Source organism: Streptomyces sp. NPDC043427 (genome assembly GCF_056436655.1).
In genome coordinates this window covers 249,367-263,952 of sequence record NZ_JBWKCC010000002.1, presented here as the reverse complement: position 1 = coordinate 263,952, position 14,586 = coordinate 249,367, and the positions used below count along the sequence as shown (strand labels likewise).

17 protein-coding genes are annotated in these 14,586 nt (G+C 71.9%); 10 read left to right on the top strand and 7 right to left on the bottom strand.

Translation table 11 applies throughout. The features are described from left to right. Nucleotides 1-27 precede the first annotated feature (27 nt). Entirely contained in the window at nucleotides 28-894 is an 867-nt protein-coding gene (locus tag AC067M_RS05090; protein ID WP_478695576.1) for a transglutaminase family protein, read from the bottom strand. A gap of 16 nt (nucleotides 895-910) precedes the next feature. After that, nucleotides 911-1,966 (bottom strand): GNAT family N-acetyltransferase, encoded by a 1,056-nt coding sequence (locus AC067M_RS05085; protein ID WP_478695575.1) that lies wholly within the window; start codon nucleotides 1,964-1,966, stop codon nucleotides 911-913. A 140-nt stretch (nucleotides 1,967-2,106) separates the two neighbouring features. On the opposite strand from AC067M_RS05085, the gene fdxA reads away from it, so the two are divergent. Together fdxA and AC067M_RS05075 are read left to right on the top strand one after the other, a co-directional pair. Then, nucleotides 2,107-2,427, top strand: a complete 321-nt coding sequence (gene fdxA / locus AC067M_RS05080; protein WP_030929316.1) for a ferredoxin — start codon at nucleotides 2,107-2,109, stop codon at nucleotides 2,425-2,427. A gap of 114 nt (nucleotides 2,428-2,541) precedes the next feature. Further along, nucleotides 2,542-3,708 (top strand): bifunctional succinyldiaminopimelate transaminase/glutamate-prephenate aminotransferase, encoded by a 1,167-nt coding sequence (locus tag AC067M_RS05075; protein ID WP_478695574.1) that lies wholly within the window; start codon nucleotides 2,542-2,544, stop codon nucleotides 3,706-3,708. Between the two features lie 92 nt (nucleotides 3,709-3,800). Here the strand turns inward: AC067M_RS05075 and AC067M_RS05070 are convergent, their stop codons facing one another. Next, nucleotides 3,801-4,235, bottom strand: coding sequence for an ATP-binding protein (locus AC067M_RS05070; RefSeq protein WP_478695573.1), 435 nt, complete (start codon nucleotides 4,233-4,235; stop codon nucleotides 3,801-3,803). A 274-nt stretch (nucleotides 4,236-4,509) separates the two neighbouring features. Continuing rightward, the gene (locus tag AC067M_RS05065) at nucleotides 4,510-5,505 is read right to left on the bottom strand and encodes a VldE C-terminal domain-containing protein (protein WP_478695572.1); all 996 of its coding nucleotides are present in this window, start codon (nucleotides 5,503-5,505) and stop codon (nucleotides 4,510-4,512) included. 83 nt (nucleotides 5,506-5,588) lie between these two features. Between AC067M_RS05065 and dapE the strand changes: the two genes are divergently transcribed. Both dapE and AC067M_RS05055 read left to right on the top strand, forming a co-directional pair. Then, nucleotides 5,589-6,668 carry a succinyl-diaminopimelate desuccinylase gene (gene dapE, locus AC067M_RS05060; RefSeq protein ID WP_478695571.1) on the top strand — a complete coding sequence of 360 codons (1,080 nt, stop codon included), beginning with the start codon at nucleotides 5,589-5,591 and terminating at the stop codon, nucleotides 6,666-6,668. 92 nt (nucleotides 6,669-6,760) lie between these two features. After that, on the top strand, nucleotides 6,761-7,519 hold the full coding sequence (locus AC067M_RS05055; RefSeq protein WP_478695570.1) for an LOG family protein: 759 nt from the start codon (nucleotides 6,761-6,763) through the stop codon (nucleotides 7,517-7,519). A gap of 97 nt (nucleotides 7,520-7,616) precedes the next feature. Here AC067M_RS05055 and folP read toward each other — a convergent pair whose 3' ends face one another. Next, on the bottom strand, nucleotides 7,617-8,477 hold the full coding sequence (folP, locus tag AC067M_RS05050; protein ID WP_478695569.1) for a dihydropteroate synthase: 861 nt from the start codon (nucleotides 8,475-8,477) through the stop codon (nucleotides 7,617-7,619). Nucleotides 8,478-8,622: 145 nt separating this feature from the next. On the opposite strand from folP, the gene AC067M_RS05045 reads away from it, so the two are divergent. Further along, complete coding sequence (locus AC067M_RS05045; protein ID WP_478695990.1) at nucleotides 8,623-8,973, top strand: DivIVA domain-containing protein; 351 nt, start codon at nucleotides 8,623-8,625, stop codon at nucleotides 8,971-8,973. After that, the gene (locus AC067M_RS05040) at nucleotides 8,970-9,548 is read left to right on the top strand and encodes a DNA-3-methyladenine glycosylase I (protein ID WP_478695568.1); all 579 of its coding nucleotides are present in this window, start codon (nucleotides 8,970-8,972) and stop codon (nucleotides 9,546-9,548) included. The genes AC067M_RS05045 and AC067M_RS05040 overlap by 4 nt, the downstream gene beginning before the upstream one ends. A gap of 94 nt (nucleotides 9,549-9,642) precedes the next feature. Here the strand turns inward: AC067M_RS05040 and chcB are convergent, their stop codons facing one another. Further along, the gene (gene chcB, locus AC067M_RS05035) at nucleotides 9,643-10,434 is read right to left on the bottom strand and encodes a 2-cyclohexenylcarbonyl CoA isomerase (protein ID WP_478695567.1); all 792 of its coding nucleotides are present in this window, start codon (nucleotides 10,432-10,434) and stop codon (nucleotides 9,643-9,645) included. A 67-nt stretch (nucleotides 10,435-10,501) separates the two neighbouring features. On the opposite strand from chcB, the gene AC067M_RS05030 reads away from it, so the two are divergent. Together AC067M_RS05030 and AC067M_RS05025 are read left to right on the top strand one after the other, a co-directional pair. Next, nucleotides 10,502-10,666, top strand: a complete 165-nt coding sequence (locus AC067M_RS05030; protein WP_478695566.1) for a hypothetical protein — start codon at nucleotides 10,502-10,504, stop codon at nucleotides 10,664-10,666. A 146-nt stretch (nucleotides 10,667-10,812) separates the two neighbouring features. Next, complete coding sequence (locus tag AC067M_RS05025) at nucleotides 10,813-10,980, top strand: DUF3117 domain-containing protein (protein WP_003966491.1); 168 nt, start codon at nucleotides 10,813-10,815, stop codon at nucleotides 10,978-10,980. A gap of 135 nt (nucleotides 10,981-11,115) precedes the next feature. Here the strand turns inward: AC067M_RS05025 and AC067M_RS05020 are convergent, their stop codons facing one another. Further along, entirely contained in the window at nucleotides 11,116-11,814 is a 699-nt protein-coding gene (locus tag AC067M_RS05020) for an O-methyltransferase (protein WP_133927252.1), read from the bottom strand. A gap of 163 nt (nucleotides 11,815-11,977) precedes the next feature. Between AC067M_RS05020 and sigE the strand changes: the two genes are divergently transcribed. Then, nucleotides 11,978-12,751, top strand: a complete 774-nt coding sequence (gene sigE / locus AC067M_RS05015; protein WP_478695565.1) for an RNA polymerase sigma factor SigE — start codon at nucleotides 11,978-11,980, stop codon at nucleotides 12,749-12,751. Next, a complete protein-coding gene (locus AC067M_RS05010) occupies nucleotides 12,748-13,746 on the top strand; it encodes an anti-sigma factor family protein (RefSeq protein WP_478695564.1) in 999 nt (332 codons plus the stop codon). Before sigE ends, AC067M_RS05010 begins: the two co-directional genes overlap by 4 nt. The last annotated feature ends 840 nt before the right edge of the window (nucleotides 13,747-14,586 follow it).

The window sequence follows — 14,586 nt, the reverse complement described above, 5'->3', positions numbered from 1 at the left end:
CAACAGGAGAACCCCGGACGGCGCTCTTCAGTTGAGCCGCGCCCGAGCCGCCAAGGCCTGCCCCCGCACCTTCTCCGCCGCCGCCTCGTCAACCGCCCCGACCACCTCCGCGTACGCCTCCAACTCCAACGCACCCCCCACGAAATCCCCCCTCTGCACCAACAACTGCGCCCGCTCGTACCGCAGTCGAGCCGGATGCGAGGGCACCTCCAACGACAACTCCACCGCCCACAACGCCACATCCGACCGTTCGGGCCGGGCCGCGGCCCACGCCCGGATGTTGTTCAGGATCCGCACCATCACCTCGACCGGATCCGCGGGCTCCAACATCGACGGCTCCAACGACGCCCCCGTGGCCCCCGCCACCAGCGTCTCCGCGTCCGACCCCGTCAACACCCGCCCCCCGTCGTACGGATCCACGAGCACCTGGGCGTCCTCCGGCCCGAACCCGACGACGAAGTGCCCGGGCAGCGCGACCCCGTACACCGGCGCCCCCGCCCGCCGGGCGACCTCCACCCACACCACCGACAGCAGGATCGGCAGCCCGCGCCTTTGCCGCAGCACCTCGTGCAGCAGCGAGGACTCCAGCCGCTGATATGCGCCGGGGGTGCCACGGAACCCCAGCCGGCCGCCGAGCAGCTCCCGCAGCGCACCGGCCCAGGAGCGCGGCCCGCCGGGCCGGAACGGCAGTCGGCCGGCCAGCTCGTCCAGCTCCACCTGGGCCGCGTCCATGCCCGCCTCGTCGAGTGTTCCGTCGGCCGCCGCACCCACCAGCAGGCACAGCGTCGACAGATCGGGCCGCTCGGACCGCACCTCCTCGGCGAACCGCCGCCGCACCTCGGCGGCGCGCTCGGGCGGCGGGGGGCAGGGGGAGGGCGCAGGGGGCTCGTACATGGCGGTTCGTGTCCCCTCAGCCGAGGTCGGAGCCGGAAGCCGGTGGCTGCCGATAGTGGTGGTAGGCGTGATGCGCCGCGAAGCCCATCTCGGCGTACAACGCCCGCGCCCCCGCGTTGTCCGCCTCGACCTGGAGCCAGGCGGCCGACGCACCCTCGTCCAGGGCCCGCCGGGCCAGCGCGACCATCACCGCGGTGGCCAGCCCGCGCCGCCGCAGCGCCGGGTCGACCTCGACCGCGGCGAACCCGGCCCACCGCCCGTCCACGACACACCGCCCGATGGCGGCGGGCGGCGCCCCGGCCGTCGCACCCGGGACGGACGCGAACCACACCGAGGGCCCTCCCCGACTCCCGGCTTCGCTCGAGCGGGGGGACCCCCCTCCCAGCACCTTCAGGGCCACCTCGCTCATCCCCTTGCGCTGGTACCGCGCAAGCCACGACTCGCCGGCCTCCCGCGCCACGGAGACCTCGACCGACGCCTCCTGGTCGGCGACGGCCGCGAGCCCCCCGATCCACAGCTCGGCGGTCACCTCGCGCACCCAGCCGCGCCGCTCCAGCTCCGCGCACAGCAGCTCCTGCGTGCCCTCGGCACCGGTCGCGGTCTGCACGTACGCAGGCAGGCCGCGCTCGCCGTACCAGCGCGTGACGGCGGCGAGGGCCTCGCCGAGCGGCATCCCGGGGTCACCGAGCGGCAGCACCGAATTGGCGCGCCGGGTGAACCCCTCGGCTGCCCGCAGCTCCCACTCGCCGAGCCGTTCGCTCTCCACCGGCGGCCAGGCGCGCGCGGCGACGCGGGCGAGTTCCTCGTACGAGGCGGCGGGCCCCCGGCGCCGCGCCGGGGCCGCCGGTACGACCTTGCCCGCGACCAGCGACGACTCCGGGATCAGGACGCTCGCCCCGCTCTTTCGTGTGATCACCAGCACACCGTTGTCCCATGATGTGAGAACACCCACCGTGTCAGTGAACTTCTCCGTTGACGCACCAGGTTCCCTCAAGCACCGTACGGAGACTCGTTTACCCACGTCAGCAGCGGTGATACGGACCTCGAGGCGTCCGGTGGCAGAGATTTCCACAGGTCAGTTCACCCCTCCTGTTCGGATCATGCCCAAGAACGGAGATACTAGGGGCGGGCATCGACGACGCCGCGCTCCCGCGCGCCAGGCGGCGGAGCCTGAGGAGGCCCGCCAGCGCCCTATCGAGGAGGAACGACAGCGTGACCTACGTCATCGCGCAGCCTTGTGTCGACGTCAAGGACAAGGCGTGCATCGAGGAGTGCCCGGTCGACTGCATCTACGAGGGCCAGCGGTCCTTGTACATCCACCCGGACGAATGCGTCGACTGTGGTGCCTGTGAGCCGGTCTGCCCGGTCGAGGCGATCTTCTACGAGGACGACACTCCCGAGGAGTGGAAGGACTACTACAAGGCGAACGTCGAGTTCTTCGACGAGCTGGGCTCCCCGGGCGGCGCCAGCAAGCTGGGGCTGATCGAGCGCGACCACCCCTTCATCGCCGCGCTGCCGCCGCAGGCCGAGTAGGCCGGACGGCGGTCCCGCATGCGCCGCCTCGGTCCCGTACGGCCTGATCGCTCGTGATCAGCGCCGTACGGGACCGAGGCGTTTGCCGTAAGAACGCAAGAAAGTGAGCCACCCGTGTCCGCAGTCCCCGACCGCCCTCCCGTCGCCCCCCACCACGCTTCCACAGGGTCGCTTCGCGACCGCCTTCCGACCTTCCCCTGGGACAAGCTGGCGCCCTACAAGGCGACGGCCGCCGCTCACCCGGACGGCATCGTCGACCTCTCCGTCGGCACGCCGGTCGACCCGGTGCCCGAGCTGATCCAGAAGGCGCTGATCTCGGCGGCGGACTCGCCGGGCTACCCGACGGTCTGGGGCACTCCCGAGCTGCGCGACGCGATCACCGGCTGGGTCGAGCGGCGCCTGGGCGCGCGTGACGTCACCCACCGCCACGTCCTGCCGATCGTCGGCTCCAAGGAACTGGTCGCCTGGCTCCCCACCCAGCTGGGCCTCGGCCCAGGCGACAAGGTGGCCTACCCGCGCCTGGCCTACCCGACGTACGAGGTCGGCGCCCGCCTGGCCCGCGCGGAGTACGAGGTCTACTCGCTGACACCAGGCGATGACGCGCCGGGCCCCACGGACCTGGACCCCACGAACCTCCGGCTTCTCTGGCTGAACTCCCCCTCCAACCCGACGGGCAAGGTCCTTTCGAAGGAGGAACTGACCAGGATCGTCGCCTGGGCCCGCGAGCACGGCGTCCTCGTCTTCTCCGACGAGTGCTACCTCGAGCTGGGCTGGGAGGCCGACCCGGTGTCCGTCCTGCACCCGGACGTCAACGGCGGCTCCTACGACGGCCTGGTCGCGGTCCACTCCCTCTCCAAGCGTTCCAACCTCGCCGGCTACCGGGCGGCCTTCCTCGCCGGTGACCCGGCGGTCCTCGCCCCGCTCCTGGAGATCCGCAAGCACGGCGGCATGATGACGTCGTCGCCCACCCAGGCGGCGGTGGTGGCGGCCCTCGGCGACGACACCCACGTCCACGAGCAGCGCGAACGCTACGCGGCCCGCCGCACCCTGCTGCGCCAGGCCCTCCTCTCCCACGGCTTCCGCATCGAACACAGCGAGGCCAGCCTCTACCTCTGGGCCACGAGGAACGAGTCCTGCTGGGACACGGTCTCCCACCTGGCCGACCTCGGCATCCTGGTGGCGCCGGGCGACTTCTACGGCGAGGCGGGCGCGAGTTTCGTACGGGTGGCTCTGACGGCGACGGACGAGCGGGTACAGGCGGCGGTAGCGCGCCTGGCGTGACGTGAAAGCCACGTCGGCACGGCTGCGGACGCACCAAAGGGCGACGGGGCCCAGGAACCGTCCTGAACCCCGTCGCCCGGCGAAACCGGCCATCAGCCGCCCAGCGGCAGCCCACCCGGCAGGCCGCCCTTCGCACCCTTCGTGAGCGAGTCCGTCGGCAGCCCACCCTTCGTCGCCTTGGACGTGGTGTCCCCGACGACGTCCCCGGCGGAGCCCGCCACCTCGCCGGCCGTCTTCTGCGCGTCCGGCGCCGCCTTCTTCAGGGTCTTGCCGGTCTTGCCCGTGTCGGGAACCATCTTCTTGACCGCCTTGCTGCCGGTGTCGCCAAGCCCGGTGACGTGCTGCGTCGCCCCGCCGAGGGTCTTGCCGGCGTTCGCCCCGTCCAGGGGCGCGACCCCGCCGAGGTTGGGGGTGGCGGGCAGTTCGGGGGCCGCGCTGGCGGAGCCGGCCGCACCGATCCCGGCGGCCGCTCCCGCTGCGACGATCAGCGCGGCTTGGGCGATCCGACGGGTCAGGGGGAGGGACATGATGCTCCTTTGACGGAAGGGAACGTTGACGTGTCCGACCTCGGACGCAGTGACTACCGCTCGAACTCCGTGAAGGTTGCGGCGCCCCGACGTAAAGAGTTGGCAATGCGTCGCGGAATCAGCTACGGATAAAAACGGGCAAAGAACCCCCCGCCCGAAAGCCCGCTGAATCCTTCCGGCCCACTGTTCCCAAGGGGTCCGACGTCGCGGGGCCGAGTGCGCCACACCCCGCGCACGTCGCCGCCCAGGTGACCCTTGCGGGGGAGGGCTCGTACTACTGCGCGGTCACGATCCGCACGGAACCCGCCCCGGCACCCGCCGACTGCCCCGCCCCGGCCGCGTCCTGCGTACGGGTCGCCCGCCACCGGCTGTCGGTGTTCCCGGCGGTCCACTCCCGGCCGGCGTACGACACGCGCTCGATGTGCAGCGCGGAGGCGTTGGCCACCGCCCAGTGCGCCAGCTGCCAGCCCCGCTCCCGCGCGCTGCGCCCGGACGCGTCCTTCGGGTCCTCCGGCACCGGCACGGTGACCGTCCGCCCGTCGGTCGTGGCGGTCGGGACAGTGCTCGCCGACGGCGTGGGCGACGCCTTGTCCCCGACTTCGGCGCCCGCCTTCTGCACAGCGCCCTGCCCGAAGTCCCGTACGAGCGCCAGGCGCACCGCGTCCGGCCCGTCGGTCGGGGTGGCGCCGGGGCGCCCCTCGCAGGTCAGCGTGGCCGCCGCCTGCCCGGTGAGAGCGGCGGCGAGCAGCGTGGCGTCCGGCTCGTGCTTGGCGTACGCCTCCGGGTAGCCGCTGCGCTGCACGCGCTGCGCGGCGACGGTCAGGGGGAGACGGGTGTAGTCGCGGACCTTGGTGAGGTGCTTGTAGAAGATGTCCGCCGAGTAGATCGGGTCCATGATCTCGTCCGGGGTGCCCCAGCCCTGCGAGGGCCGCTGCTGGAAGAGGCCCAGGGAGTCGCGGTCGCCGTGCTCGATGTTGCGCAGGCCCGACTCCTGGAGCGCGGTGGCGAGCGCGATGGTCACGGCCCGCTGGGGCATACCGCGGTTGGTGCCGACGGCCGCTATCGTCGCCGCGTTCACCGCCTGCTCGGGCGAGAACTCGTAGGTCCCGGCGCCCTTGCCGGCGACGACCTTGCAGCCCGGGTCGCCCGCTCCTCCGGTGACGTACTGCACCGCGAGGTAACCGGCTACCGAGGACAGTGCGACGAGCGCCGCCCCGTAACGGAGGAGACGGCCGCGACGCTTGGGGGAGGAGGGGGACGGCTCTGGCACGCGTACAAGGTACTGGACGGTACGGTTTCCGCCGAGCCGGGTTCGGACCATGCGCTCAGGTCTGGCGCGTTAGGGTCGTTGCCATGGCCGACACCTCGCTTGACCTCACGCTGGATGCCGCCGCGCTCACGGCGCGTCTCGTCGACTTCCCCTCGGAGAGCGGCACCGAGAAGCCGCTCGCGGACGCCGTCGAGGCCGCGCTGCGTACGCTGCCGCACCTGACGGTGGAGCGGTACGGCAACAACGTGATCGCCCGGACGAACCTGGGGCGGTCCGAGCGTGTGATCCTCGCCGGCCACATCGACACCGTCCCGATCGCGGACAACGTCCCCTCCCGGCTCGACGAGGCCGGCGTCCTGTGGGGCTGCGGCACCTGCGACATGAAGTCGGGCGTGGCGGTGCAGCTGCGTATCGCGGCGACGGTCCCGGCCCCCAACCGCGACCTGACCTTCGTCTTCTACGACAACGAGGAGGTCGCCGCCGACCTCAACGGCCTCAAGCACGTCGCCGAGGCGCACCCGGAGTGGCTGGAGGGCGACTTCGCGGTGCTGCTGGAGCCGTCGGACGGCCAGGTGGAGGGCGGCTGCCAGGGCACCCTGCGCGTGCTGCTGAAGACGAAAGGCGAGCGGTCCCACTCGGCGCGCAGCTGGATGGGCTCGAACGCGGTCCACACGGCGGCCCCCATCCTGGCCCGCCTGGCGTCGTACGAGCCGCGCTACCCCGTCATCGACGGCCTGGAGTACCGGGAGGGCCTCAACGCGGTGGGCATCAGCGGCGGAGTCGCCGGGAACGTGATCCCCGACGAGTGCGTGGTCACCGTCAACTTCCGCTACGCGCCCGACCGGACGCCCGAGGAGGCGATCGCGCACGTCGAGGAGGTCTTCGCGGACTGCGGGGTGGCCGAGTTCGTGGTGGACGACCACAGCCCCGGTGCCCTGCCCGGACTCTCCCACCCGGCCGCGGCCGCCTTCATCGAGGCGGTGGGCGGCATCCCGCAGCCCAAGTACGGCTGGACGGACGTGTCGCGGTTCTCGTCGCTGGGCGTTCCGGCGGTCAACTACGGCCCCGGCAACCCCCACTTGGCGCACAAGCGGGACGAACGGGTGGACACGGCGAAGATCATCGCGGGGGAGGAGCGGCTGCGCGCCTGGCTGACGGCGTGACGGCGCTGGTACGGCAGACATGCCGACGTCCCCCGTACGTAACCCGCGTAGATCTACGCTGAGGTGGAAACAGGCAAGCGGAGGGAGCGCACATGGCTACCGGTAACCCCGAAGGGAAGAAGCAGCCGCCGGAGGAGCAGCGGCTGGGACCGGTCCTCCGGCGACGAGGCCAGGTCACGGCGAGTACGACGGACCAGCGCCTCCTGGACGCGGGCGGCCCGTCGGACTGGGTGCACACGGACCCCTGGCGCGTGCTGCGCATCCAGTCGGAGTTCATCGAGGGGTTCGGCACGCTCGCCGAACTCCCCGCCGCGATCAGCGTCTTCGGCTCGGCGCGTACGTCTGTGGAGTCGCCGGAGTACCAGGCGGGCGTCCGGCTGGGTCGCGGTCTGGTCGAGGCCGGGTTCGCGGTCATCACCGGTGGCGGTCCCGGCGCGATGGAGGCCGCCAACAAGGGCGCGAGCGAGGCGGGCGGCATCTCGGTCGGCCTCGGCATCGAGCTCCCCTTCGAGCAGGGGCTCAACCCGTACGTCGACATCGGCCTGAACTTCCGTTACTTCTTCGTGCGGAAGATGATGTTCGTCAAGTACGCGCAGGGCTTCGTGGTCCTCCCCGGCGGTCTCGGCACTCTCGACGAACTCTTCGAGGCCCTCACCCTCGTCCAGACCCAGAAGGTGACCCGCTTCCCGATCGTCCTGTTCGGCACCGACTACTGGGGCGGCCTCGTCGACTGGCTCAAGAACACCCTGATCGCCCAGGGCAAGGCTTCGGCGGACGATCTCCTGCTGTTCCACTTGACGGACGACGTGGACGAGGCGGTGGCGCTGGTGTCCAAGGAGGCGGGCCGCTAGGGCCGTGGCCGGAAAGGTTTCAAGCGCCGGACGGGCTGAGAACGCCCGGCCGGCGTCGGACGGCGGGGCGGGGTCCCGGGGCGTTGAGCCGCCTGGACTACGCCAGCCCGCGTCGGGCCACCGCCGGAGGGCGGTGGCCCGCGATGGAGGCGACCATGTCGAGGACCTGGCGGGTCTCCGCGACCTCGTGGACGCGGTAGACCTGGGCTCCCAGCCAGGCGGACACGGCGGTCGTGGCGAGGGTGCCGACGACGCGTTCCTTCACGGGGCGGTCCAGCGTCTCGCCGACGAAGTCCTTGTTCGACAGGGACACCAGCACGGGCCATCCGGTGGCGACCATCTCGTCCAGCCGCCGGGTCGCCTCCAGGCTGTGCCGTGTGCTCTTGCCGAAGTCGTGCCCGGGGTCGATCAGCACCGACTCCCTCGGCACCCCCAGCGATACCGCCCGCTCGGCCAGAGCCACGGTCACCCGCAGGATGTCGGCCATGACATCGTCGTACGTCACCCGGTGCGGCCGCGTCCGCGGCTCCGCGCCGCCGGCGTGGGTGCACACCAGCCCCACCCCGTACCGCGCTGCGACCTCCGCCAGCCGGGGGTCCACCCCGCCCCACGCGTCGTTCAGCAGGTCCGCGCCCGCCTCGCACACCGCCTCGCCGACGTCGGCCCGCCAGGTGTCCACGCTGATGACGACGTCCGGGAAGCGCCGCCGGACCTCCGCCACGAAGCCGACCGTCCGCCGCGCCTCCTCCTCGGCGGTCACCTCCTCGCCGGGCCCCGCCTTCACCCCGCCGATGTCGATGATCGCGGCTCCCTCGGCCACCGCCTGCTCCACGCGCGCGAGGGCCGGCTCGTCGCGGAACGTGGCCCCCTGGTCGTAGAAGGAGTCCGGGGTCCGGTTCACGATCGCCATGATCACCGGCTCGTGCGGTGCGAACTCCCGCCTGCCCAACCTGAGCATCCCGTGTGCACTCTCCTAGTACGACCTGTGGTTCGTCCTGCTCTTCGCCCGCCTGTGACCCTAACTGTCGGAGGCTCATGGCACGATCGGACCCTGACACATTCGACTTTCGAGCACACAGAGCGTGGGGCCTCAAGCCATGGTTATGTTCCTGTTCCTGGTCGTCGCGCTCGCCGTCGTGGTCGCCGCGGTGACACTCGCCGTGGTGGGCGGCGGCGAGGGCACCGGCCCGTTGCCCGAGGCCCCGCCCGAGCGCCTCCACGACCCGCTGCCCGTGGACCGGCCGCTCAACCGCGCCGACATCGACCACCTCCGCTTCCCCCTCGCCGCCCGCGGCTACCGCATGAACGACGTCGACGACGCGCTCAACCGCCTCGCCGCCGAGCTCACGGAGAGAGACGCCCGCATCGCCGACCTGGAGTCCGCGCTGGCCGGCGCCCAGGCCGCCGCGTCCCACGTCTCCATGGAGAAGCACGCGCCGGAGGACCACCAGTGAGCGACGGCACCGCCCTCGCGGGCCCCGACGGCGCGCTGCGCTGCCCCTGGGCCCTGTCCACACCGGACTACATCACGTACCACGACGAGGAGTGGGGCCGCCCGGTCCACGGCGACGACGCCCTCTTCGAACGCCTCAGCCTCGAGGCCTTCCAGTCCGGCCTCTCCTGGATCACCATCCTGCGCCGCCGCCCGGGCTTCCGCACCGCCTTCGCCGATTTCAAGATCGCCTCGGTCGCCGCCTTCACCGACGAGGACCGCGACCGCCTCCTCGCCGACCCCGGCATCATCCGCAACCGCGCCAAGATCGACGCGACGCTCACCAACGCGCGGGTGCTGGCCGAGTGGGCGCCGGGCGAGCTGGACACCCTCATCTGGTCCCACGCCCCCGACCCGGCCACCCACGCGGTCCCGAAAACCCTGGCCGACGTCCCCGCGATCACCCCGGAGTCCACGTCCCTCTCCAAGGCCCTGAAGAAGAGGGGCCTGCGCTTCGTGGGCCCGACGACGGCATACGCCCTGATGCAGGCGTGCGGCTTGGTGAACGATCACCTGAAAACCTGCGTGAGCCGCTGAGGGGCGCGGGGGCGTATCGCCATGCGGCTCCGCCGCGTGGGCGCGACGAGCCACGACGAACCCGCACCCCCCGACAGTGCTGAAGCCCCCGGACTCACCGGCCCAAGTACTTCGGCTTCTCCTTGTTCACAAAGGCCCGCACCGCGATCCCGTGGTCCTCCGACGCCCCCGCCCGAGTCTGCAGCTCATCCTCCTTCTCCAGGGTCTCCGCCAGCGAGTGGGACAGCCCGAACGCCACCGCCTCCTTGAGCGCCGAGTAGGCCACCGTCGGCCCCTCGGCCAACGCCCGCGCCACACGCTCCGCCTCGCCCCGCAGTTCCGCCGCAGGGACGACGACGTTGGCGATCCCCAGCTCGTACGCCTCTTGAGCCTTCACGCTCCGCGGAAAAAGCAGCAGGTCAGTAGCGCGCCCAGGCCCGACCACCCGCGGCAGCGTCCACGAGACGCCCGAGTCGGCCGTCAGGGCCACCCCGGCGAACGACGTGTTGAAAGCCGCCGTGTCCGCCACCACCCGATAGTCCGCGGCGAGCGCGAATCCGAAGCCGGCGCCCGCCGCGACCCCGTTCACCCCGGCGACGACGGGCTTCGCCATCTCCGTCAGCGCCCGCACGACCGGGTTGTAGTGCTCCTTGACCGTGCTCATGACCTGCCCCGAGCCCTCGGCCAGCAGCCCGATGTGTTCCTTGAGGTCCTGGCCCACGCAGAACGCCCGGTCCCCGGCGGCCGTCAGCAGTACCGCCCGTACGGCGTCGTCGTCCGCCGCCGCGCGGACCGCGTCCCGGAGGGCGACCTTGGTCGCGATGTTCAGCGCGTTCATCGCCTCGGGGCGGTTCAGCGTGATCGTCGCGAGCCCGTCGTTCACCTCGTAGAGCACGGTGTCGGCCATGGCGCATCCCCTCCGATGTCACGGTTTCGACGTACTGGTCGGTACGTCGTCTGTATGAAGGAACAGCATGGCGGAGTTCGCCGTCCACAGCCCGGACGCGACGTGTGACCTGCGTCAAAGAGTCATCGAAGGTTTTCGGTGGGCGGAACTCCGTGCGGCCGCGCAGTATCGCAGTCACATCGCCGAATTGAGTGGTTTTGCTCGCGCGCGTTGCCCAAGTGATGCCGACTGATGTTGGTCATCGGGTCCTGAGATGCGGGATAATGGCCTGGAAGCAATGTGTTCGATGCCGGTGTCGCGTGTCCCTCTCTGGACTGCGCGTGCCCTTCGGGGGCCGTCGGCCTTGACGATGAGCTGGTTTCAGGAAGGGGAACGAGCATGGCGGCCATGAAGCCGCGGACGGGCGATGGTCCGCTCGAGGTGACCAAGGAGGGGCGGGGCATCGTCATGCGCGTTCCGCTCGAAGGCGGCGGACGGCTCGTTGTCGAGCTGACTCCAGACGAGGCCGACGCCCTCGGCGACGCTCTCAAGAAGGTTGTCGGCTGACGCGCAAGCGACCATACCCTTTCAGTGCCCCGGCATCGCATTCCGATGCCGGGGCGGCTGATTTTCCGGGCGGCACCACTGCTTTCCCGCTTGCCTCGGCGGTTTTTTCGAGGGCCTGTCAGCGCCTCTCGGCGCTTATCGCTTGACCGCGCACAGCAGGCCGTCACCCACAGGGAGCAGTGACGGCACCAGTTCCTGGCTCTCGCGCACCGCGCGCAGCAGCTCCCGGATCCTTATGACCTCGGTCGGCTGCGGGCCGGAGTCCACCGTGCGGCCGTTGGCGAAGACACCCTCGAAGACGACCAGGCCTCCGGGCCGCAGAAGACGCAACGATTCAGCGAGGTAGTCGAGGAACTCCAGGCGGTCGCCGTCGCAGAAGACCAGGTCGTAGCCCGCGTCCGCGAGCCGGGGCAGTACGTCGAGCGCGCGGCCCGGGATGAAGCGGGCGCGATTGCTGGCGAAGCCGCAGGCGCGAAAGGCCTGCCGGGCGAACTGCTGGTGTTCCGGCTCAGGGTCGACGGTCGTCAGGACGCCGTCCGGTCGCATGCCGTACAGCAGGTGGATGCCGGAGACGCCGGTACCGGTGCCGATCTCCGCGACCGCCTTGGCGTCCACGGAGGCGGCGAGCAACCGCAGCGCGGCGCCCGTGCCGGGCGACACCGAGCGCAGCCCTGCCTCGCGGGCCCGGTCACGGGCCCACCGCAGCGCTTCGTCCTCGGCGACATAGGCGTCGGCGAACGCCCAGCTCGTCTGCCGGTTGCCGGTAATGACCCTCTCCTGTCCCCGTGGTTGCCTCGGCGTGACTGTATCCGTTGCCGTCGGGAACCCGCAGATGGGACCGGGCGTTTAGAAGGGTGGGAGACAGGACGGGGGGACACAGTTGGATCACGATGACGGGCGGGACGCCGAGCAAGTGCTGACGCAGCCGCATGAGCCGTATCAGCACAGATCAAATTCTCGTAAAACCGCTTATCCGGAGCTAACGGGCGAGGTGGCTATGGTAGGGGCTCCACTGGACACCACCAGAGCCGACAGGGGAGGTGCGGCTGCGCCTGTGGATCGGAGAGGAGCGCTGCTGCGCTTCCTCGGATCGGCGGGTAGGCCGAAATCCGTGAACGACACCGCTGCTGACCACAGCCACGCCGCTGACCAGACCCAGACCGCGACCTTCTCCACCGACGCGGACGGGCAGGCGTGGACTCCGCCCACCTGGGAGGAGATCGTCAGCACGCACAGCGGGCGGGTCTACCGGCTGGCATACCGCCTCACCGGCAACCAACACGACGCGGAGGACCTCACCCAGGAGGTCTTCGTCCGTGTCTTCCGCTCCCTGTCGACCTACACGCCGGGGACCTTCGAGGGCTGGCTGCACCGCATCACCACCAACCTCTTCCTGGACATGGTCCGCCGCAAGCAGCGCATCCGCTTCGACGCCCTCGGCGAGGACGCGGCCGAGCGACTGCCCAGCCGCGACCCCTCCCCCCAGCAGGTCTTCAACGACGCGCACTTCGACGCGGACATCCAAGTGGCCCTCGACACCCTCGCGCCCGAGTTCCGCGCCGCGGTCGTCCTGTGCGACATCGAAGGACTGTCGTACGAGGAGATCGCCGCGACCCTCGGCGTGAAACTCGGCACGGTCCGCTCCCGCATCCACCGCGGCCGCTCCCAGCTGCGCAAGGCCCTGGCGCACCGTTCGCCGGAGGCCCGCGCCGAGCGCCGCTCCTTCGTGCCTCGTGTCCCCGCACTGGGGGGAGGGGGCGCGACCGCGTGAACGGATCACGGCCGAAACCCGGCGAGGGGCACCTCGCGGAACAGCATCTGGGAGACCGACTCTCCGCCCTGGTGGACGGAGAGCTCGGTCATGACACGCGTGAGCGCGTCCTGGCGCACGTGGCCACCTGTCCGAAGTGCAAGGCGGAGGTCGACGCGCAGCGCCGACTGAAGAACGTCTTCGCGGAGGTCGCTCCGCCCACCCCCTCCGAGAGCTTCCTGGCCCGTCTCCAGGGGCTGCCCGGGGGAGGTGACCCGGACGGTGGTGGCTCGCCGCTCGGCGGGGGAGGCCTCGGCGGGTTCTCCGGACCGCCCGGGGCCGGCGGGATCTTCGGGGTGAGGCGCAGGGACCACTTCGAATTCGGCTACGTCCCCGTCGGCGGGCACGACTCCGTCCTGGCGCCCTCCTCCCCGGACCGCGGCTTCCGCATCCACGCCGTGGGGCGCGGCGACGCCGAGCGGTCGCGCGGAATGCGGTTCGCCTTCGTCGCCGCCGGGGCGGTGTCGCTGGCCGCGATCGCGCTGGGCGGCATGACCAACGGCCTCCCCGCGGACACCGAGGCACGCGGCAGCACCGGCGGCAGCAACGTGACGCCCGCGCGGACCCAGGGCACGACCCAGGGCACGGGGGCCGCCGCGGTGCCCGAGACCCTGCGCCGCCGTCCCGTCGGCCCCCTGGTCGCCCAGGGCGGCCAGGGCACCCTCGGTGAGACGCCGGTTGCCCCGACGGAGGTCTCCGCACCTCTGCTGCCCGGGGGGCCTTCCCCGGTCGCCGGCCAGTACCACGAGGGCACGCTGCACGCGCTCACCGCACCCGTGGTGGCCGGCGCGGCCGCGGTGTCCCCTCTGATACGTCCGCTCACCGCGACCCCGCCGGTCGCCCTGACCGCGTGGACCCCCACCCCGGCACCCGAGGCCACGGGCGCCAGCCTGCTCGCCGCACCTGTCCCCGACGCGACCTCCGCTCCCTCGCCGCCCTCCGATCGGGCCCGCTGACCCGGCCCCTGCCGTGGTACCCCGTGAACCTGGTTGAATCCAGGGTGAGCTGCGCCCACGACACTGCGTCGGGCGCGCCGAGCAGATCATCTGCGGCCAACGCCGACGTGCCGTGCCGCGGCCAGCTGTGGGGAGAGCATGAACGAGGACACCTCCGCCGAGGTGACACCCCGGAACCCCTCCGGGGACCGGGCCGCACACGACGGCGACTACAAGCTGAGCGAGCCGTCGGTACGTGCCGGCGCCGGTGCAGGTGAGGAGGGGGGCGTCGACGCGGGGGCAGACATCGCCGTGAGCGACTCGCCGTCGGGTCCTGGCGGTGGTGCCGGGGCGGCTGTCGGGGACGAGGGTGAGGGCGATGACGAGTTGAGCGAGGCCCCGGTGCGTCCCGGCGCAGCGGCCGAGGACGAGGGCGACTACGTGCTGAGTGTGCCCTCGGCTCGCGCGGGCGCCGAGGGCGGGCGCGACGCCGGTGACGAGTCGCGTACCGCTGCCGCGGCGCCCGCGGTGTCCGGTTCCGTCGTTGCGTCGGCCTCCGAGCGGCCCAAGCCCCTGCACGACCCCGATCCCTACAGCACCCCGCCGTACGGCGAGCCCGGGCCTTGGGCCCCGGCCCCGCCGGTGCAGCACCCCGCGGCCACTCCGGCGCAGGGCACGGCGGCACCGGCGGCACCGGCGGCGGGAACGGTCGGGGAGCCCCACGGTACGGGGACGCCTGCGCCCGGCACCGTGGCTTCGCCGCCCCGGGGGGGGGGGGGGGGGGGGGGGGGGGGGGGGGGGGGGGGGGGGGGGGGGGGGGTAGAGGGGGGGGGGGGGGGGGGGGGGGGGGAGGGGGGCGGC